The following is a 19,206-nucleotide window of genomic DNA, read 5'->3' on the forward strand; positions in this document are numbered from 1 at the left end:
CGCTTGTCCCGCAGGAGCCGGGTTCGCCCGGCTCGTGTTTTTCCTTTCGCGTCGGACCAGACTTGTCCGACTCAACACGTCCCGGGCGCGACAAGATCCGTCTTGCCGCATCCCCTGGCGCCATCGATCGCCGGTCTTGCGTACCCTGCAACCGCGGCGGAGCGGGCAGGCTGCGCGCTACGACAGCGCGGCGATTTCGTCCCGGGTCAGCGGACGCCACGCGCCCTTGGCCAGATCGCCCAGCGCCAACGGGCCGATCGCCACCCTGACCAGCCGAAGCACGCGGATGTCGAAGGCTTCCAGCAGCCGCCGGATCTGCCGGTTGCGGCCTTCGTCCAGTTCGATTTCCAGCCAGGCGTTCTTCTCGCCGGCGCGCAGCAGCGCCGCCGACTTCGCACGCAGGAACGTGCCGTCGGACATCACACCGCGCCGCAGGCTCGCCAATCGTGCCTCATCGGGAATGCAGTCGATCTGGACGTGATAGGTCTTGTCCGGACCACGCTCGGGATCGGTGATCGCCGCGGCCCATTCCGGATCATTGGTGAACAGCAACAGGCCTTCGCTGGCCTTGTCCAGGCGCCCCACCGGCCCCAGCCACGGCAGGCCGGCACCGTCGAAGCAGCGATAGACCGTGTCGCGTCCCTGTTCGTCGCTGGTCGTGGTCAGCAGGCCACGCGGCTTGTTGAGCATCAGGTAGAGGCGTTCGCCGACGCCGACCGGATTGCCGTCGACGCTGATTCGATGCTTGCCTTGCACCACCGGAAACTCGGGGTCCCGGACGATCCGTCCATCCACGCCAACCCGGCCGGCCAGTACCCAGCGCGCCGCTTCACTGCGGGAACAGACACCGAGCTTGGAGAGCACGCGCGCCACTCCGTGGCGCGGCGGTAAACCCGTGCCGGTGGTGGAATGGCCGGTCGCCGTGCGCGATCGCGCGCGCGCGCCTTGGACGGGACGAGCCACGGCCGCGGCGCGGAAGTGCGGAGATTACTTCTTGGTTTCAGGCGCCGGCGCGGCGGGAGCCGCCGGCGCGGGAGCCGCGGCACCGCCGGCACCCTTGGCTACGCGCACGCCACGCGCCTTCATCCAGGCGTCGAACTCCTCGGCGGTCATGCGCTTGCCGTTCTGGTTCATGTCGAAGCGCCACGGCGTGTTGTCGTACTGGGTCTTCGGCTTGTAACCCGAAGGATCGTTGGCGTTGGCGACCGCGGCGGGCGCCGGCATCGCCTTGGCGACGTTCTGGCAACCCTCGATGCGCAGGCGCATCAGCACGCGATCCACCGACAGCGCCTCGTCCAGCGCCTGGGTAAGCACGCCACTGGGGGCGCCGAGCTGGGAGACCGTCGGCGTGAATTCGGACGCCACCGGCTCCAGCACCGTCGCACGCACCGGCAGGGGAGGCTGCACCAGGCTGCCACTGCAATTCTGGGCGGCGTTCGCGGCGGGGATGGCGACAAGGCCGGCCAGACCGGCAAGAAGAAGATGGCGCATGCGGATATCCCGGCAATCGAACGAAGCCGCAGTGTAAGAAGCACCGTCGGCGATATCAAGGAAAGCCTTACCTGTTCCCGCCAAGTGGTTGACGCTTCTGTGGCTGCGCGCACGATCCCGCCGTCGCAAGCCGTTTTCCTCGATCACGCGGCCACAAAAAACAAAGCCCGGCACGAGGCCGGGCTTTGTGTACTGCAGGAAGAGCGTCCGATTAGTTCTGGACGTTCAGTTCCGTACGACGGTTGCGCGCACGGCCTTCCTTGGTGTCGTTGGTGTCGATCGGACGGCTCTCGCCGTAACCGTTCGGACCAATCAGACGCGAAGCGTCAACACCATTGCTGGTCAGGTAGTCGTACACGGCCTTGGCGCGACGCTCCGACAGCTTCTGGTTGTAGGCGTCGGTACCGACGGAGTCGGTGTGACCGGCGACTTCGACCTTCAGGTCGGGGTAGCGCTTCAGGATTTCGACGGCTTCGCCCAGGATGGCGACCGCATCCGGACGCAGCACCGACTTGTCGAAGTCAAAGTTCACGCCCTTCAGGTCGATCGACACCGGCACCGGGCAGCCGTCCGGACCGATGGTCTGGCCAGCCTGCGAACCGGGGCACTTGTCGTCGCAGTTGTTGACGCCGTCGCCGTCGTCATCCAGGTCGGCGCAGCTCGGAGCCGGGGCCGGCGCCGGGGGAGCCGGGGCAGCCGCTTCCGGACCCAGCGGGATGATGATGCCGACCGAAGCCAGCAGATCGGCGAAGTCGTCACCGTCATCGCGCGAACCGTCGTACGACGGGCCGATGGCCTGATCGTCGAAATCGATGCGGTAGGCGAGTTCGGTGCGGACGCCGACGCGGCCCAGCTTGGCCTGGATACCGCCACCCAGCTTGGCGGCGAAGTTGTTGTCCTTGCGCTCACCCGGCGAGTTCGAGTTCGGGAATGCGTCGAACTCTTCTTCCGAGCGCTGCAGGCCCAGGCCGGCCAGCAGGTACGGGTGCCAGTTGCGGTCCGACAGCCAGAAGTGGCGGCGCAGATCCAGCGAGATGCCGTACTGGCTCCAGTTCAGGTTGACGTCTTTGTTGAACTGGGTGTTCTGGTAGTTGATTTCACCATCCAGCGACCAGTTCGGGCTGATGAACTTGCCCAGACCGATGGCACCGAACGGAGCATCGTCGGTGTTGCGGTCGTTGTCCTGGACGTTGATGCCAGCGGAACCGGTCAGGTACCAACGGTCATCGAACTCCTGGGCGGAAGCGGCTTGCGCCAGGCTCAGACCGCTCAGCAGCGCGGCACAAAGCAGTTTCTTGTTCATTTGCAGCTCCTTGTCTAAATCAGCAGTTGTAGAAAAACCGAAGTGCTTAACTCGCGTTTTTTCCAGCTTTCTTATCGTTGTGCGGACGGCTGTCAACGCGCGCCATCCTGAACAGATTATGCGGACGGAAGTGAAGACAGCGTTAACGGTACCATAACAAGTCCGCCCCGCAAAGGAAATCGGCTCATCCGTGCAGGCAATTCATGCCACCTGGCAGAGCCCCATCAGTTCGTCCACCGCCAGCGCATCCAGGCGTTCCGGGGCGGCCGCCAGCGCCAGCAGGCGGTCGGCCTGGCCGGCCGGCAGATGCCCCCGCAAAGCGGCCTCGTACTTGGCCATCAGCAGCGGTGCGCCCTCCTTCCGCCGGCGCCGGTGCCCGACAGGATAGTCGATCGCGATCCGGTCGGACCGGCTTCCGTCGCCGAAGAATACCTGCACCGCATTGCCGATGAAACGCCGCCCGGGATCCAGATAGTCCCGGGTGAAGTCGGGATTCTCCTTCACGATCATTAGGTTACGCAGCCTGTCGATGCGGGGATCAGCGGCCCGGGCATCGCCATAGTCCGCGGCCTCCAAACGGCCGAAGATCAACGGGACCGCGACCATGTACTGCAGGCAATGGTCGCGATCGGCGTAGTTGGCCAGCGGCCCGGTCTTGTCGATGATGCGCTGGCCGGCCTGTTGGGTCTCGATCACCACCCGCTCCACCTGCTCCAGCCGGGGAGCGACCTGGGGATGCAGGCGCAGCGCGCACTCGACCGCGGTCTGGGCGTGGAATTCGGCCGGATGGCTGATCTTGAACAGGATGTTCTCCATCACGTAGCTGCCGAACGGTCGCTCGAACCGGAACGGCTGGCCGCCGAAAGCGACCTCGTAGAAACCCCACGTCCGGGCGCTGAGCGCGCCGGGATAACCGGTTTCGCCCCGCACCGCGTCCAGCGCGTGGATGACCGCACGACGGCAGGCGTCGCCCGCCGCCCAGCTCTTGCGCGGCCCGGTGTTGGGCGCATGGCGGTAGGCGCGCAACGCGCCGTTGTCGATCCAGCTGTTGGAAATGGCGTTGATGATCTGCGCGCGGTTGCCGCCGAGCATGTGGGTGGCCAGCGCGGTGGAGGCCAGCCGGACCAGGATGACGTGGTCCAGGCCGACCCGGTTGAAGGCGTTCAACAACGCATAGCCCCCTTGGATTTCATGCGCCTTGATGGCGAATCCCAGCAGGTCGCGCACCGTCAGCGGCGTGCGTCCCTCGCGGCGGGCCAGGCGGCTCAGGTAATCGCCCAGCGACAGCAGCGTTCCCAGGTTGTCGGAAGGATGCCCCCACTCGGCCGCCAGCCAGGTGTCGTTGAAATCCAGCCAGCGGATCTGGGCGCCGATCGCGAATGCCGCCTGGACCGGATCCAGTTCGTGCGCCGTGCCCGGTATCCGCACGCCGCCCGCCATGTCGGCGCCCGGCACCACCGGCCCCAGATGGCGGACGCATTCGGGAAACTTCATGGCCAGCATCGCGCAGGCCAGCGAATCCAGCAGGACCAGGCGGGCGGTGTCATAGGCCTCGGCGGAATCGATGCGGTAATCGACCACGTAGTCGGCCACGTCGACCATCGGCGGATCGGGGTCGGGGCGTTGCGCCGAGCGGATATCGTCCTGGCCCATGCGGCCTCCTGCGATGGCGACCGGTCCATCTTGCCAGAGAGACATGGCTGAAGAGACCGGGCTGTTCCGACGCCGCAACACATCGGTGTGCCGACGCCTATTGGCGCGCGTCCGCGGCGGGCCCATGCTGCGCGACATGGATACCCCCGCCGCCCTGCCCGCCGTCTTCCTGTCCCATGGTTCGCCGATGCTGGCAATCGAGGATTCGCCCACCGGCCGCTTCCTGGATCGGCTGGGCGAACTGCTACCGCGTCCGCGCGCGATCATCGTGGCCTCGGCGCATTTCATGGCGCCGACCACGACCGTCACCGCGACCACGGCGCCCCGCACCATCCATGACTTCGGCGGTTTTCCGGCGCCGCTGTACGAAATCCGCTATCCGGCGCAGGGCTCGCCCGCGCTGGCGGGCACCGTGATCGAACTGCTGCGCGATGCCGGCATCACGGCAGGCCAGGACGATCAGCACGGCATCGACCATGGCGTATGGGTGCCGTTGCGGCGGATGTATCCGCAGGCCGACATCCCGGTGATCGCGCTGTCGGTGAATCCCGATGGCGACGCCGAGGCGCATTACCGCATCGGTCGGGCGCTGGCGCCGTTGCGCGCCGATGGCGTGCTGGTGGTGGGTTCCGGGGGCTTCTCGCACAACCTGCGCGCACTCGACTGGCGCCATCCCGACGCCACCGAATTTCCCTGGGTCGCCGCCTTCACCGACGCGCTGCGCACCAGGCTGGAAGCCGGCGATGTCGCCGGCGCGCTGGACTGGCGCGCACTGCCCGAGGCGCTGCGCAATCATCCCACCCAGGAGCATCTGTATCCGCTGTACGTCGCCCTCGGCGCGGGCGGCGAGGGCGCGCACGCGCGGCTGCTGCATCGCGACGTGGAGATGGCCGGACTGGCGCTGGACGCTTTCGCCTTCGATACCTGGACCTGAGCGCGTCGTCCATCCGACACGTTCGGCTCAGCCGCCGGGCAACGACAGCCCCCGCTCCCAGGGCGGATTCTCGCCGAAGCGCGCCGCCATCAGATCGACGAACGCGCGCACCCGTGGCGGCACCAGCCGCCGCTGCGGCATCACCGCGCTGATGGCGGTGGTGGCGGGCGGATACATCGGCAGCACGACCTCCAGGCGACCCGCGCGCAGATCCTCGGCGACATGCCAGAGTGAATGCATGGCGATGCCCTCGCCCGCGACCGCCGCGTCACGCAGCAGTTCGCCGAAGTTGCTCTCGTAGCGACCGTTGACCCGCACCGACACTTCCTTGTCCTGCGGATCCTGCAATCGCCAGATGTCCTGCCGACCCTGGCTGCCGACCAGCAGCAGGCATTCGTGCTGCGCCAGTTGTTCCGGATGCAGGGGACGTCCACGCCGCCGCAGGTAGTCCGGCGAGGCGCACAGCACCCGCCGGTTGGGGGCGATGCGGCGTGCGACCAGGGCCGAATCCTCCAGCGCGCCGATCCGGATCGCCAGGTCGAAGCCCTCGCTGACCAGATCGACCACCTGGTCGCTCAGATGCACGGCCATCCGCAGCTTGGGATGGGCGGCCAGGAATTCCGGCAGCAGCGGCGAGACGTACTGGCGACCGAACGTGGCCGACAGCGTCACCCGCAGCGTCCCCGCCACCTCGGTGGCCGCCTCGCGCAGGCCCGCCCCCAGCGATTCCAGGTCTTCGACCAGCACCCGCCCCTGCTGGGCCAGCGCCGCGCCCTCGGGGGTGGGATGCAGGCGGCGGGTGGTCCGGTGCAGCAGGCGCACGCCCAGTTCGCGCTCCAGCCGCTTCAGCCGCTGGCTGGCCACCGCCACGGACAGGTCCAGGCTGTGGGCGGCCGCGGTAATCGAGCCCAGGTCGAGGACGCGGAGAAACAGGGTCAAGTCGCCGACGCGATCCATGATTATCAATCAATCATTGATAGTGATTCGGCATATTCGCGGTTTTTCGCGGTCATGGAAAGGACCAGAGTGCGCCTTCTCTCCACCACTGGATGCACGCCGTGACCGCCGCCTCCCGCCCGCGCATGCCGATCGCGCTGTACGCCCTGACCGCCGGGGCGTTCGGCATCGGCACCACCGAATTCGTCATCATGGGCCTGCTGATGCAGGTCGCCACCGACCTGAAGGTCTCCATCGCCGCCGCCGGCCTGTTGATTTCCGGCTACGCGCTCGGCGTGTTCGCCGGCGCCCCGCTGCTGACCGCCGCGACCAGCCGGATGCCGCGCAAGGCGGTGCTGGTGGCGCTGATGGTCATCTTCACCCTTGGCAATCTCGCCTGCGCGATCGCGCCGGACTACACCACCCTGATGATCGCCCGCGTGATCACCTCGCTGGCGCACGGCACCTTCTTCGGCGTCGGCGCGGTGGTCGCCACCGGACTGGTCGCCGAGGATCGCAAGGCGTCGGCGATCTCGATCATGTTCACCGGCCTGACCGTCGCCACCCTGCTCGGCGTGCCCGCCGGCGCGTGGCTGGGCCTGCAGTTCGGCTGGCGCGCGACGTTCTGGGCGGTGACCGCCATCGGCGTGATCGCCACAGTGGTGATCGCCACGCTGGTGCCGTCCGACCGCGGCGACGCCACCCCGGTCGCGTTCCGCGAGGAAATGAAATCGATCGCGCAGCCGCAGGTCCTGCTTGGCCTGTTGATGACGGTGCTGGGTTTCGGCGGCATGTTCACCGTCTACACCTACATCCAGCCGCTGCTGACCCGGATCACCGGTTTCGCCGATGCCGCGGTGTCGCCCATCCTGCTGGTGTTCGGCGTGGGCATGATCGTCGGCAACCTGTTGGGTGGCCGTTTCGCCGACAAGCGCCTGCAACCGGCCCTGCTGGGCACGCTGCTCGCGCTGGCGCTGGTGATGGGACTGATGAGTTTCGCGCTGCACAGCCGCTGGGCGATGGTGCTGTTCACCGGCCTGCTCGGCGCGGCCGCGTTCGCCACCGTCTCGCCGCTGCAGCTTTGGGTGCTGCAGAAGGCCGGCGCCGCGCAGAGCCTGGCGTCCAGTCTCAACATCGGCGCGTTCAATCTCGGCAACGCGATGGGCGCCTGGCTGGGCGGCCTGGTCATCGCGCATGGCGCGGGACTGACCGCGCTGACCTGGATCGGCGCGCTGGTGCCGCTGTCCGCGTTCGCCGTCGCGCTGTGGAGCATCGCGCTGGAGCGCCGGCAGAACCGCAATGCGTCCTCGCTGGCGCTGCGCGCCGGTGAATGCGCCTGACGACATCCTCCGTTTCTTTCTCCCCTCCCCCTTTCAAGGACTTTCCATGGAAACCCGTTTTCTGGGCCGTTCCGGCCTCAAGGTCTCCGCGCTCGGCTTCGGCGCCGGCACCTTCGGCGGCAAGGGTCCGCTGTTCTCCGCCTGGGGCAACACCGATGTCGCCGAGGCGCGCCGCATGATCGACCTGAGCCTGGACGCCGGGCTCAATTTCTTCGATACCGCCGACGTCTATTCCGACGGCGCCTCCGAATCCATCCTGGGCCAGGCCCTGCGCGGCCGCCGCGATCAGGTGATCCTGTCCAGCAAGACCGGATTGCGCCTGGGCGATGGCGCCAACGACGCGGGCACCTCGCGCCTGCGCCTGCTGAAGGCGGTGGACGCCTCGCTCAAGCGGCTGGACACCGATTATCTGGATCTGCTCCAGCTGCATGCCTTCGACGCGATGACGCCGATCGAGGAAACGCTCTCGACGCTCGATGATCTGGTCCGCGCCGGCAAGGTGCGCTACCTCGGCGTCTCCAACTTCTCCGGCTGGCAACTGATGAAATCGCTGGGCATCGCCGAGCGCCACGGCTGGAGCCGCTACGTCGCCAACCAGGCCTACTACTCGCTGATCGGGCGCGACTACGAATGGGAACTGATGCCGCTGGGCATCGACCAGGGCGTCGGCGCGGTGGTGTGGAGTCCGCTGGGCTGGGGCCGGTTGACCGGCAAGATCCGGCGCGGCCAACCCTTGCCGGAAACCAGTCGCCTGCACGACACCGCCGCGATTGGCCCCGCCGTGGACACCGAGCGCCTGTACCGCATCGTCGACGTCCTCGACGAGATTGCCGCCGAGACCGGCAAGGCGATTCCGCAGATCGCCATCAACTGGCTGCTGCAGCGCCCGACCGTGTCGACCGTGCTGATCGGCGCGCGCAACGAGGAACAGCTGAAGCAGAACCTGGGCGCGATCGGCTGGCAGCTCGGCGCCGATCAGATCGCCCGCCTGGATGCGGCGAGCGCGACCGAAACGCCCTACCCGTACTATCCCTACTGGCGCGGGCAGTTCTCCGAACGCAGCCCGCTTCCCGTCTGAACCCCCCGTCCGAAATCGTCCGCCAACACCGGAGTCCCCCATGAAAGCCGTCGGCCTCACCCGCTACCTGCCCATCGACGATCCGCAATCGCTGCTGGACATCGAACTGCCCAAGCCCGACCCCACCGGCCACGACATCCTGGTGCGGGTGGAAGCCGTCTCGGTCAATCCGGTCGACACCAAGGTGCGCGCTCCCAAGCCGCAACAGGAAAACCCGCCGCGCGTGCTCGGCTACGACGCGGCGGGCGTGGTCGAAGCGGTGGGCGACCAGGTCACCCTGTTCGCGCCCGGCGACGAGGTCTACTACGCCGGCGACATCACCCGCGCCGGCAGCAACGCCCAGTTCCAGCTGGTCGACGAGCGCATCGTCGGCCGCAAGCCGACCACGCTGGATTTCGCCCAGGCGGCCGCGCTTCCGCTGACCACCATCACCGCCTGGGAACTGCTGTTCCATCGCATGCCCTATTCGATCGACAACGAATGCAACCGCCGCAGCCTTCTGGTCATCGCCGGCGCCGGCGGCGTGGGCTCGATGGCGATCCAGTTGGCGCGCCGCGCCGGCTTCACCGTCATCGCCACCGCGTCGCGTCCGGAAACGGTTGAATGGTGCCGATCGCTTGGTGCGCATCACGTCATCGATCACCGGCAGGAGCTGGCGCCGCAGCTGGCGGCCGCCGGATTCCCGCAGGTCGACGCCGTGCTCAACCTGGCCGACACCGATCGTTATTGGGCCGCCATCGGCGAGATCATCGCCCCGCTCGGCCATGTCGGCCTGATCGTGGAACCGAAGGGAGAGCTGCGCATCGGCGATCCGTACAAGGCCAAGTCGGTCGGCATCCACTGGGAGATGATGTTCGCGCGCCCGCGCTTCCAGACCCCGGATCTGATCGAGCAGCACCGGCTGCTCAGCCGCGCGGCCAGCCTGATCGACGCCGGTGAGCTGCGCACCAATTACCGCGAGACGCTGGGACCGATCAACGCTGCCAACCTGCGCGAGGCGCATCGCCGGCTGGAGTCCGGCGCGACCATCGGCAAGCTGGTGCTGGCCGGCTGGGAATGACGGCGTGACACCCGCGGCGTGGAGCCTGTTCTGCGCGCTGTCGCTGGTCACGGCCTTCACGCCGGGGCCGGCGGTATTGCTGGCGGTCTCCAACGCCGCCACCCTCGGCGCGCGACGGGCGCTGCTGAGTTCGGCGGGCAACGCGGCGGGCGTGTTCGTGGTGGCGATCACCGCCCTGCTTGGACTCGGCGCGCTGCTGCAGGCTTCGGCCACGGCGTTCACCGTGCTCAAGGTCGGGGGCGCGGTGTATCTGGTCCACCTGGGCATCCGTCAATGGCGCAGCCCCGCGCGATTCGCTTTGAAGGCGCCGTCGATATCCGCCGACGGCGATGCGTGGCGATTGTTTGGCCAAGGCGTGCTGGTCGCGGCGACCAATCCCAAAAGCATTCTCTTCTTCACCGCGCTGCTGCCGCAGTTCATGCAACCGCAGTCCCCGTTCTGGCGGCAGGGACTGCTGCTGGCCGCGACCTTCGCCGCCTGCACGGTGCTCTCGCACCTCTGTTACGTCGCCGCCGCGCGCCATCTGCGCCGCTGGCTGGGCGAGGCGCGGGGACGTTGGTGGCAGCGCGCCAGCGGCGCGCTCTTCATCGGGCTGGGCCTGGGCCTGCTGGGTCTGCGCCGGCAGGCCGCCTGACATCCGGACGCCGCCTCAGGCCGCGGCGGCGTCCTCGGCGCGGTCACGCTTGAGCACCGCCACCGGCTCGGCCCAGCTGCTGCCCGCTCGCCGCTTGCTGGTCGCCAGTACCAGGTCCGAAGGTTCGAACACGTTGACGTTGTGCGTGATCGGCGTGGTCAGGATGTACTGCGCGTCGGTCGAGCGCAGGAACCGGCCCACCTTCTCGATGTTCGCCACGTCCAGGTGCGCGAATGGCTCGTCGATGAAGACGAAGCCGCCGGGCTGCTCCTCGTCGCGCAGCAGCGCCACCAGCAGCAGCAGCGACTTCATCACCTGCTGACCGCCGGAGGCTTCGCCGTCGTCCAGCCCGATCCAGCCCTTGCGATCGAAATCGAAACGCACGGTCAGGCCCGCCTGCGCGAGCGCGGTGTCCTCGTTCACCAGTTCCGGCATCTCCACGTCAACGCCGATGCCGGACAACTCGCCCAGCGCGACCAGGTTCTTGCGATAGCGGCGGACGGTGGCGCGCAGCACGTTGATATAGGCGCCGCGCGCTTCCTCGGTGAGCTTGCGCGCGCGATGCAGATGCGCCTCGCGCTTGCCGATGGCCGCTTCCAGTCCCGCGTGATCGGCGGCGAACTTGTCGCGCAGGGCGACGCAGCCGTCGTCCTCCATATAGGCGCCCCGGGCCAGCCGCTCGTCGATGCGCTCGACTTCGCGACGCACCGCGTTGGCGCTTTCGTACTCGTCGCGCGCGGCCCGCAGGGCGGCGGCGCCGCGCCATTCCACCGGCATCTGCGCGCGGCGGCGGCGGAAGTCCAGGATTCGCTGCACCAGCGCCAGCCGTTCCTGCGAAATCTGCTGCCCGCGCTCGCGCAGTTCGTTCTCCAGCGCCTTCAGTTCGCCGGTCCGGCTGGCGGCGGCGATGCTCTCGGCCTTGTCCTCGGCGGCCAGGCGATCGAATTCGGTGCGGACTTCCAGCAGCGCGGCCGCCGCCTGCTGCGCGGCCTCGGCCAGTTCCGGCAGGCGCTCGGCGGCGTCGGCGAACTCGGCCGCGCGCGTGACCAGTTCGTTGCCCGCGCCCAGTCCGAGCAGGCGCGCCTGGCTGGCGTCGACCTGCTGGCCCAGCCGGGCCAGTTCTTCCTCGCGCGCGTGGGCGCGCTGCTGGAGCGCGGTCAGCTCCGCGCGCAGTCCGGCCAGTTGCGCCTGGCGCGCGCCGGCGCCGAAGTGGTGCGCGCCACCGCCGATCTGGCGGCCGCCGCGCTGTTCGCGCAGATAGCCCTTGGCGGTGATCCAATCCTGTCCCTTGGGCAGGCGATGGCCCGCCTGCACATCCTCAACCCGCTGGATGCGATCCAGCTGGCGCGGCAACCATGCCGGCGGATCGTCCAGGAAGCGCACCACTTCCAGCAGCGATCCGCGGGTCGGCTTGTCGGCCGGCGCGCGATCGGCGACGAGGAAGTGGCGATACTGCATCTGTTCGCCCAGCTGCCATGCCGTGGCGGCATCCTTCGGCGAATCCAGCACCAGCAGGTGGCGATAGGGCGCCAGCACCGCTTCGACCGCGGTGGCCCAATCCGAATCGGCGATCTCCACCAGCTCGGTCAGCACCTTGTGGCCGATGCCCTTGGCATCGAGCGCGGCGCGGAAGTCGCGCTCGAACGGCTCGGAGACCCGGCCGCCGCCGCTGAGCGCCGCCACCTGCGCGGTGATTTCGGCCGCGCGCTGGCGGTCCCGCTGGCCTTCCAGTTTCAGTTCGGCCTGGCGACGCCGGCCTTCCTCGACCTCGCGGCTGAGCGCCTTGACGTCGGCGCCCTTGCGACCGCCCTGCAGGCGGTCCAGATCGTCGCGGCGCTTGACCAGCATCTCGGCGTCGCGGGCGTGGTCGCGCGCATGGGTGAACGCGGCCTCCGCCTCGGCCTGGCGCTGGCGCACTTCGGCCATTGCCTGCTGGAGCTGGCTGCGCTGCCCCGAGGCCGCGGCTTCCTGCGCCAGCAGCGCGGCATGCGCCTGGCTGCGCTCGCGAAGCGCGCGCCGCAGGCCGGTCAGGCGCGGGCGCGCGCCTTCGATGGTCGCGCGCAGGTCCGCCAGTTCCACCTTGGGTGCGATTTCGGTGTGCAGGCGATTGCGCTGGCTGCGCAGCGACAGGCCATCCTCGAACGAACGCACGTCGGCGCGCGCGGATTCCAGCCGCAGGTGCAGTTCCGCCAGTCCCTGCTGCAGTTGTCCGATTTCCTTTTCCACATCGAACTGTTCGCTGCGCGCGCGCTGGTAGTCGTCCAGCACCGCCTTGTCCTCGAACACGTCGAACACCAGTTGCAGCAGTTCGCGTGGAGTGAGCTGGCAGAGTTTGTCGGTGGCGCCCTGCTCCAGGGTCAGCACGCGGCAGATCGCCCGGCTCAGGCCGGCGCCGGCCAGGCGCACGCGGTAATCGCGCACGCCCAGCCATTCACCGCCTTGCTCCAGCGTTTCGATGGGCACGTCGCCAGGGACGATCTGGTAGTCGCGCGACCAGTCGCCGCCGCGCTTGCGCACCCGGCAGGCGATGGTGACCTGCTCGTCCATGTACGGAAAGAACGCGCGCTTGCCCCTGCGATCGGCCGGATTGCTGACCACCGCGCGCAACCACGCGAACGGTTTTCCGTTGTGGCGCAGGTAGGTCTTGTAGTCGCGCGCCATGTCGCGATCGTCGATGGCCAGCAGGGTGCGCAGCGCGTCCAGCAGGGTGGTCTTGCCGGAACCGTTGGGGCCGACGACGGTGATGATGGAAGCATCCAGCGGCAGCGTGTAGCGCTGCCAGTAGTCCCAGTGGACGACTTCCAGCTGACGGAACTCAAACATCGGCCTGCATCTCCTCGTCCTCCGGCACTTCATCGGGCGCGTCCACGCCCTCCTCCTCGCCACGCTCGCGGGCGGCGGCCTGCGACTGCCGCGCTTCCTCAATGACCTGCGACAGCGCGCCATCCATCACCCGGCTGGCGATGCGTTCGTAGTCGAAAGCCAGATCCAGCAGTGGCCCTTCATGGATGCGTTCGCGGCGGCGGACGATGAAACCCTGCCGCTGCAACGCACCCAGGTTCATCTGCAGGCGGCCCTTGCCGCCGAGCTTGTCGCTAAAGTCGGCCAGCAGGGTGCGCTCGTTGATCGGTTCGATCACTTCCGCGCCCACCGGCACCGGCTTGAGTTCGGCGAACATCTGTTCCTGCTCCTGCGCGCGCTCGCCTTCCTGGCGGGCGATCTGGCGCTGGCGCTTGGGCAGCACCAGCAGCGCCCACAGCACCACCAGCAGCGCCAGCGCGTCGCGGCCCAGCGACAGGTTGCTCGCCGCCCAGGCTTCGGCGTTGCCGAACACGTCGTTTTCCTGCGCGCGCGCCACCCCGATCGCGACGTGCGCGGCATAGGGATGTTCGAGCAGGCGCAGGCCGGCGGCGGCGAGGCGGCGGTCGAGGTCGTCGCGCAGTTCGGCGTCGACCAGGACCTGGCGCACGGCGCGGTCTTCGCGCGGCAGCCAGCGTTCGGCCAGCAGGCGCGCGATCAGGGAGGCGATGGGATCACTCATGCGGTCTGGGTCTTCCGTTTCTTCTGCTTGTCTTGCTTGCGTGAAGCGGCGGCGGGAGCGGTCCGCGCCTCGCCGGATTGCGGCAACAGCCGGCCGCGGCTCATGTAGGCCACGCCCGCGCGCTGGACGGTCTCGAACACCGGTTCGACCCGCCATTGCATCGGCAACTGCGCCAGCGAAGCGCTGACGCCCTGCCGGTTTTCCGCGCCGGCATCGCCGATCAGGCCGAGCAGCGACAGGCGGTAGGCGCTGAGCGCGAAACTCTCCTGCGGCACCCAGTCGGCCAGCGGGGCTTCCTGCTCGAGTCCGCTGAGCTGATCCAGCCACTGTTCGGCGTGCGCGTAGTCGTTCTGCGCGGCCGGCGCCTGGGTATCGCTGGGCGCATCCCGCGCCGGCGGCAGCGCGGTGCTTTCCTGGCCCTCGCGTTCGCGTTCGACCAGTTCGTACTCGGCCACGTCCAGGGCGATCGGCCCCAGCACGAAGGCCGGCATCGGCGTGCGCACCAGCAAGTCGTCGGCCAGCGCGGCCAGCGCGTCGATGTCGCGGGCGCGCAGGAAACGATTGACGTCGGAGGACGACAGGCCGCTGGCGCCCAGATGCACGCGATGGCGATCGAGCTGGTTCAGCGCGCGCTGGAACACCGAAGCCTGCCGCAGCAGCGCGCTCTGCGCGCGGCCGATCTGCTGCGCCACCCGGTGGGTGGCGGTATCCAGATCGCCATCGGCGGCGATGTCGCGGATCAGTTCGGTGCCCTTTTCCACCCATTGCCAGACCGACTGCAGGGTGTCGGCGGCGCGCTGGATGCGGTGCTCCGAACCGCTGAGCACGGCCTGGTCGAAGTCCTCGCGCAGTTCGTTGAGCCGCGACAGCAGGTGCTGCAGATCGTCGGCGCCCACCCGGCCCACCGCCTGTCCGGCGGCGAGCTGGGCGGTGACGTAGGCCAGTTCGTCGCCTTCGCGGTTGAACTGCAGCAGCATGCCGATCGCCGCCAGCGCCTGGCGCCCGACCGGACTAATGCGGTAGCGCTGGCTGTGCGTTTCCCACAGCAGCAGGCCGTTCTCGCGCAGGCGCCCGAGCACGGTGTCGAACTTGACCGGATCCAGGTAGGCGAACTGATCGCGCAGTTCCTGCGGGGTCCAGTCCGGCGCCTGTCCGCGCTCGCCGATCGTGCGCAGCACCAGCAGGCGCACCATGACGTTCTCCTCGCCCCCGTGGAACAGGGTCGAGAAGGCCCGCAGTTGATCGCGGGCGGCGAGCAGGGGGTGGAGGTCCGGCAGATCCGCGGCGGCGATGCCATCGCGCAGGTAGTCGTGCAGGGGAGGTGTTGCGGCGTCCATGACGTCCCGAAAGCCTTGGTCCCCTATGGTCCCCGAGGCGGGCGGACGCGACAACTCTTGCCAAGCGGGCGCGTTCTGTGCCGTGCTTCCGTCCCCGGCGCCGTGCTCCGCCAGCACTTGCGCCGATGCTCGGGCCGGGGCATCGTGTCGCCTCCATACGCAAGCGTATCCATCGCCCGCATGACGTCCAGCGCCGCCGCCGCAACCCCCGCCTCCGCCGAGCCCTATCCGCACCTGTTCGCGCCGCTGGATCTGGGATTCACCCGGGTCCGCAACCGCATCCTGATGGGCTCGATGCACACCGGGCTGGAGGATCGCGCCCGCGACTTCCCGCGCCTGGCGGCCTATTTCGCCGAGCGCGCCGCCGGCGGCGTCGGGTTGATGGTCACCGGCGGCTTCTCGCCCAACCTGGTGGGCTGGCTGAAGCCCTTCGGCGGCAAGCTGTCCTGGCCCTGGGAAGTGCGCCCGCACAAATTCGTCACCCGTGCCGCCCACGAGCATGGCGCGCTGATCTGCCTGCAGCTGCTGCATGCCGGCCGCTACGCCTACCACCCGCTGTCGGTCGCGCCGTCGAAGCTGAAGGCGCCGATCAATCCGTTCACCCCGAGGGCGATGTCCGCGCGCGCGGTCCAGTCCCAGATCAATGCCTATGCGGCGGCGGCCAGGCGCGCCCGCGACGCCGGTTACGACGGGGTCGAGGTGATGGGCTCGGAAGGCTATCTGATCAACGAATTCACCGCGCCGCGCACCAACCGCCGCAACGACGCCTGGGGCGGCACCCCGGAAAAGCGCATGCGCTTCGCGGTGGAGATCGTCCGCCGCATCCGCGAGGCCTGCGGGCCGGACTTCATCATCATCTATCGGCTGTCGCTGCTGGACCTGGTGGAGGACGGCAACCAGTGGGACGAAATCGTCGCCCAGGCCCGCGCGGTCGAAGCCGCGGGAGCGACCCTCATCAATTCCGGCATCGGCTGGCACGAGGCGCGGGTGCCGACCATCGTCACCTCGGTGCCGCGCGCGGCCTTCGTCGACGTCACCGCCAAGCTCAAACCGCATGTGTCGGTGCCGCTGGTGGCCACCAACCGGATCAACATGCCCGATGTGGCCGAGGGCATCCTGGCCGCGGGCAAGGCCGACATGGTCTCGCTGGCGCGGCCGCTGCTGGCCGATCCGCAATGGCCGGAGAAGGCGCGCAGCGGACGCGCCCACGCCATCAACACCTGCATCGCCTGCAACCAGGCCTGCCTGGATCACGTGTTCGAGAACAAGACCGCCAGTTGCCTGGTCAATCCGCGCGCCTGCGCGGAAACCGAGCTGACCTATCCGAAGACCTTCGCGGCCAGGCGGATCGCGGTGGTCGGGGCCGGTCCGGCGGGGCTGGCCTGCGCGACGGTCGCCGCCGGGCGCGGGCACCGGGTCACCCTGTTCGACGCCGAACCGGAAATCGGCGGGCAGTTCAATTTCGCCAAGCGGATTCCCGGCAAGGAGGAGTTCCACGAGACCCTGCGCTATTTCCGCCATCGGCTGGAAGAGACCGGCGTCGAGCTGAAGCTCTCGACCCGGGCCGACGCGGCCGCGCTCGCCGGCTTCGACGAGGTGGTGCTGGCGACCGGCATCACCCCGCGCCGGGTCGACTTCCCCGGCGCCGATCATCCCAAGGTGGTCAGTTACACCGACGTGCTGTCGGGCCGGGTCACGGTCGGCGCCCGCGCGGCGCTGATCGGCGCCGGCGGCATCGGTTTCGACGTGGCCGAGTTCCTGGTCCAGGAAGGGCCCTCGCCCAGCCTGGACCCGGCCCGCTGGATGGCCGAATGGGGCGTGGACGGCACCTTCCAGAGCCGCGGCAGCCTGGCCCGGCCGCAGCCGGAACCACCGGCCCGCGAGGTCTGGCTGCTCCAGCGCAGCGCCGGCAAACCGGGCGCGCGGCTGGGCAAGACCAGCGGCTGGGTCCACCGGGCCACGCTCAAGGCCAAGCAGGTCAAGATGCTGGGCGGCGTCGAGTATCTGGGCGTGGACGACGCCGGCCTGCGGATTCGCGTCGATGGCGCCGAGCAGGTCCTGCCGGTCGACCATGTGGTGATCTGCGCCGGCCAGGAACCGCGCCGGGATCTGCAGGCGTCGCTGCTCGCCGCCGGCCGATCCCCGCACCTGATCGGGGGCGCCGACATCGCCGCCGAGCTCGACGCCAAGCGCGCCATCGCCCAGGGCAGCCGGCTGGCCGCGACGCTCTGAACCGACGGGCGGCACGCGATGCGCGCCGATGAAGTGAGCGACGCACATCACAGAAATCGCGGCGTGGCGTCATCCCCCAAGCGGGGCGAACGCGCGTGGCGATGCGGCTGCGCGCGTTTTCGCGATGCCGCCGCGCGCTCGCTTCGCGCGGCGGCCGGTCTTCCGCGAAGCCGCCTCGACCTTGACGCCGTTTTCACCAACAAGCATTTCCAATCAAATACTTAGTAGAGCTGTCAACCCGGCGTGTTCAGGGCGGGTTCCGGTTTTCGCCCGTACCTTGCGCCAACTTTTCGGCCCGCCCCCCAGTTCCGGCAGGCCACCCCGGCGCCCTCATCCATTCAGCCGGGACCCCGGGCAGCCCGTGTGAAGGCTGCCTCCCCATGACGCCCTGCCGCGTCCCTCCCCCGCCGTTTCCAATGGATCGGAACGGTCGGGACCGGCAAAGACGGAGCAAGGAGTTCCCATGAAACTGGCCTGGATTCTCTGGCTGTCGCAGATGTTGCCGCAGCCGGCCGCCGATTCGCTGTGCCTGAGCACCACCGTATACCTGGAAGCCCGCGACCAGACCCTGCGCGGCCAGCAAGCCGTCGCCGAGGTCGCCCTGCGCCGCCGCGACAGCGGCCTGTGGGGCGATTCGGTCTGCGAAGTGGTGACCGCCCGCAAGCAGTTCGCCCCCACCATCGTCGCCCCCGGCACCCGCCTGCAGAATGCGGATGCCTGGGCCAAGTCGGTCAACGTGGCCCTGAACGCCGAGCGCAACTGGGCCCTGCCGCCCGGCCAGCGCAAGGAAATCGTGCCCGGCGCGAGCCACTTCATGGCCCACCAGATCGCCAACCCGAGCTGGCGCAACGCGTACCGCGTGGCCACCATCGGCGATCACACCTTCCTGCGCGTGCAGTCGCTGAAACCGCAGCCGCAGCCCCCGCGCTCGTAATTCCAGCGTGCCGGCAAGCGGACCGTCCATGACGGTCCGTTGCGCCATCGGGCTTGTGGACACCGGGCGGGTCTGGGAAAGTCCCCGGCTCGCTTTTTTTGTACCGGAGTCCACCCATGAAGCTGTACACCAAGCCCGGCGCGTGCTCCACCGCCGACCACATCGCCCTGCAATGGACCGGCCAGCCCTTCGAGGTGAAGGTGATGACCGCCGCGGAAATGAAGACGCCGGAATACCTGGCCATCAATCCGACCGGCGCGGTGCCGGCCATCGTCGATGGCGATTTCGTCCTGACCCAGAACGCCGCCATCATGGGTTACATCGCCGACAGCTTCCCGCAGGCCGGCCTGGGTGGCGACGGCTCCGCGCGGCAGCGCGCCGAGGCCGCGCGCTGGCTGTCCTTCGTCAATTCGGACGTGCATCCGGCCTTCACCCCGCTGTTCGCGCCGGGCAAGTTCATCGCCGACGAGTCCGAGTTCGATGCGATCAAGGCCGCCGCCCGCAAGCGCCTGCGCGGCCTGTTCGAGAGCGCCAACCAGCGCCTGCAAGGTCGTGACTGGCTGGCCGGTTTCCGCAGCTTCGCCGACCCCTACCTCTACATCACCCTGCGCTGGGCCGGCAACGTCGGCGTGGATCTGAGCGGCCTCGACAACCTGGCGGCGTTCCGCCAGCGGATGGAAGCCGATCCGGGCGTGCAGGCCGCGCTCAAGGCCGAAGGCCTGCATTGAGCAAG

The 19,206-nt window shown here is 68.8% G+C and carries 16 protein-coding genes; 8 read left to right on the forward strand and 8 right to left on the reverse strand.

The features are described 5' to 3' along the window. Positions 1 to 177 precede the first annotated feature (177 nt). From ACTHN1_RS11005 to ACTHN1_RS11020, 4 genes are all read right to left on the reverse strand, one after another. Complete coding sequence (locus ACTHN1_RS11005) at positions 178 to 963, reverse strand: pseudouridine synthase (protein ID WP_440470990.1); 786 nt, start codon at positions 961 to 963, stop codon at positions 178 to 180. Between the two features lie 24 nt (positions 964 to 987). Beyond that, positions 988 to 1,491: a hypothetical protein gene (locus ACTHN1_RS11010; protein WP_440470991.1), complete on the reverse strand. Its 504-nt coding sequence runs from the start codon at positions 1,489 to 1,491 to the stop codon at positions 988 to 990. A 211-nt stretch (positions 1,492 to 1,702) separates the two neighbouring features. Beyond that, positions 1,703 to 2,794, reverse strand: coding sequence for an OmpA family protein (locus ACTHN1_RS11015; protein ID WP_440470992.1), 1,092 nt, complete (start codon positions 2,792 to 2,794; stop codon positions 1,703 to 1,705). A 201-nt stretch (positions 2,795 to 2,995) separates the two neighbouring features. After that, positions 2,996 to 4,447, reverse strand: a complete 1,452-nt coding sequence (locus tag ACTHN1_RS11020) for a bifunctional 2-methylcitrate dehydratase/aconitate hydratase (RefSeq protein ID WP_440470993.1) — start codon at positions 4,445 to 4,447, stop codon at positions 2,996 to 2,998. Positions 4,448 to 4,571: 124 nt separating this feature from the next. On the opposite strand from ACTHN1_RS11020, the gene ACTHN1_RS11025 reads away from it, so the two are divergent. Further along, positions 4,572 to 5,381 carry a DODA-type extradiol aromatic ring-opening family dioxygenase gene (locus tag ACTHN1_RS11025; RefSeq protein WP_440470994.1) on the forward strand — a complete coding sequence of 270 codons (810 nt, stop codon included), beginning with the start codon at positions 4,572 to 4,574 and terminating at the stop codon, positions 5,379 to 5,381. A gap of 27 nt (positions 5,382 to 5,408) precedes the next feature. Here ACTHN1_RS11025 and ACTHN1_RS11030 read toward each other — a convergent pair whose 3' ends face one another. Continuing rightward, entirely contained in the window at positions 5,409 to 6,338 is a 930-nt protein-coding gene (locus tag ACTHN1_RS11030; protein WP_440470995.1) for a LysR family transcriptional regulator, read from the reverse strand. Between the two features lie 92 nt (positions 6,339 to 6,430). Between ACTHN1_RS11030 and ACTHN1_RS11035 the strand changes: the two genes are divergently transcribed. The 4 genes from ACTHN1_RS11035 to ACTHN1_RS11050 are packed head-to-tail and all read left to right on the forward strand — an operon-like array spanning position 6,431 to position 10,429. After that, a complete protein-coding gene (locus tag ACTHN1_RS11035) occupies positions 6,431 to 7,657 on the forward strand; it encodes an MFS transporter (RefSeq protein WP_440470996.1) in 1,227 nt (408 codons plus the stop codon). Between the two features lie 46 nt (positions 7,658 to 7,703). Further along, on the forward strand, positions 7,704 to 8,735 hold the full coding sequence (locus tag ACTHN1_RS11040) for an aldo/keto reductase (protein WP_440470997.1): 1,032 nt from the start codon (positions 7,704 to 7,706) through the stop codon (positions 8,733 to 8,735). Between the two features lie 40 nt (positions 8,736 to 8,775). Then, positions 8,776 to 9,795 carry a zinc-binding alcohol dehydrogenase family protein gene (locus ACTHN1_RS11045; protein ID WP_440470998.1) on the forward strand — a complete coding sequence of 340 codons (1,020 nt, stop codon included), beginning with the start codon at positions 8,776 to 8,778 and terminating at the stop codon, positions 9,793 to 9,795. A 4-nt stretch (positions 9,796 to 9,799) separates the two neighbouring features. Next, positions 9,800 to 10,429, forward strand: a complete 630-nt coding sequence (locus tag ACTHN1_RS11050) for a LysE family translocator (protein ID WP_440470999.1) — start codon at positions 9,800 to 9,802, stop codon at positions 10,427 to 10,429. 15 nt (positions 10,430 to 10,444) lie between these two features. On the opposite strand, the gene ACTHN1_RS11055 is transcribed toward ACTHN1_RS11050, so the two are convergent. From ACTHN1_RS11055 to ACTHN1_RS11065, 3 genes are read right to left on the reverse strand one after another with little or no spacing between them, the layout of a single operon-like run. After that, positions 10,445 to 13,252: an ATP-binding protein gene (locus ACTHN1_RS11055; RefSeq protein ID WP_440471000.1), complete on the reverse strand. Its 2,808-nt coding sequence runs from the start codon at positions 13,250 to 13,252 to the stop codon at positions 10,445 to 10,447. Continuing rightward, a complete protein-coding gene (locus tag ACTHN1_RS11060) occupies positions 13,245 to 13,970 on the reverse strand; it encodes a hypothetical protein (protein ID WP_440471001.1) in 726 nt (241 codons plus the stop codon). Before ACTHN1_RS11060 ends, ACTHN1_RS11055 begins: the two co-directional genes overlap by 8 nt. After that, entirely contained in the window at positions 13,967 to 15,307 is a 1,341-nt protein-coding gene (locus tag ACTHN1_RS11065) for a hypothetical protein (protein ID WP_440471002.1), read from the reverse strand. The genes ACTHN1_RS11060 and ACTHN1_RS11065 overlap by 4 nt, the downstream gene beginning before the upstream one ends. A gap of 180 nt (positions 15,308 to 15,487) precedes the next feature. Between ACTHN1_RS11065 and ACTHN1_RS11070 the strand changes: the two genes are divergently transcribed. The 3 genes from ACTHN1_RS11070 to ACTHN1_RS11080 all read left to right on the forward strand — a co-directional run bounded on the left by ACTHN1_RS11070 (position 15,488) and on the right by ACTHN1_RS11080 (position 19,201). Next, complete coding sequence (locus ACTHN1_RS11070) at positions 15,488 to 17,539, forward strand: oxidoreductase (protein WP_440471003.1); 2,052 nt, start codon at positions 15,488 to 15,490, stop codon at positions 17,537 to 17,539. Positions 17,540 to 18,002: 463 nt separating this feature from the next. Continuing rightward, entirely contained in the window at positions 18,003 to 18,473 is a 471-nt protein-coding gene (locus ACTHN1_RS11075; RefSeq protein WP_440471004.1) for a cell wall hydrolase, read from the forward strand. A gap of 116 nt (positions 18,474 to 18,589) precedes the next feature. After that, complete coding sequence (locus ACTHN1_RS11080; protein ID WP_440471005.1) at positions 18,590 to 19,201, forward strand: glutathione S-transferase N-terminal domain-containing protein; 612 nt, start codon at positions 18,590 to 18,592, stop codon at positions 19,199 to 19,201. Positions 19,202 to 19,206: the final 5 nt, after the last annotated feature.

Origin of the sequence: Pseudoxanthomonas sp. (assembly GCF_051953815.1) — a bacterium.
Classification (GTDB): Bacteria; Pseudomonadota; Gammaproteobacteria; order Xanthomonadales; family Xanthomonadaceae; genus Pseudoxanthomonas_A.

Coding starts and splice junctions, on each gene's coding strand:
- ACTHN1_RS11025 (WP_440470994.1), top strand. CDS start 4,572: ATGCTGCGCGACATGGATACCCCCGCCGCCCTGCCCGCCGTCTTCCTG.
- ACTHN1_RS11035 (WP_440470996.1), top strand. CDS start 6,431: ATGCACGCCGTGACCGCCGCCTCCCGCCCGCGCATGCCGATCGCGCTG.
- ACTHN1_RS11040 (WP_440470997.1), top strand. CDS start 7,704: ATGGAAACCCGTTTTCTGGGCCGTTCCGGCCTCAAGGTCTCCGCGCTC.
- ACTHN1_RS11030 (WP_440470995.1), bottom strand. CDS start 6,338: ATGGATCGCGTCGGCGACTTGACCCTGTTTCTCCGCGTCCTCGACCTG.
- ACTHN1_RS11020 (WP_440470993.1), bottom strand. CDS start 4,447: ATGGGCCAGGACGATATCCGCTCGGCGCAACGCCCCGACCCCGATCCG.
- ACTHN1_RS11070 (WP_440471003.1), top strand. CDS start 15,488: ATGACGTCCAGCGCCGCCGCCGCAACCCCCGCCTCCGCCGAGCCCTAT.
- ACTHN1_RS11010 (WP_440470991.1), bottom strand. CDS start 1,491: ATGCGCCATCTTCTTCTTGCCGGTCTGGCCGGCCTTGTCGCCATCCCC.
- ACTHN1_RS11015 (WP_440470992.1), bottom strand. CDS start 2,794: ATGAACAAGAAACTGCTTTGTGCCGCGCTGCTGAGCGGTCTGAGCCTG.
- ACTHN1_RS11045 (WP_440470998.1), top strand. CDS start 8,776: ATGAAAGCCGTCGGCCTCACCCGCTACCTGCCCATCGACGATCCGCAA.
- ACTHN1_RS11055 (WP_440471000.1), bottom strand. CDS start 13,252: ATGTTTGAGTTCCGTCAGCTGGAAGTCGTCCACTGGGACTACTGGCAG.
- ACTHN1_RS11060 (WP_440471001.1), bottom strand. CDS start 13,970: ATGAGTGATCCCATCGCCTCCCTGATCGCGCGCCTGCTGGCCGAACGC.
- ACTHN1_RS11075 (WP_440471004.1), top strand. CDS start 18,003: ATGAAACTGGCCTGGATTCTCTGGCTGTCGCAGATGTTGCCGCAGCCG.
- ACTHN1_RS11065 (WP_440471002.1), bottom strand. CDS start 15,307: ATGGACGCCGCAACACCTCCCCTGCACGACTACCTGCGCGATGGCATC.
- ACTHN1_RS11080 (WP_440471005.1), top strand. CDS start 18,590: ATGAAGCTGTACACCAAGCCCGGCGCGTGCTCCACCGCCGACCACATC.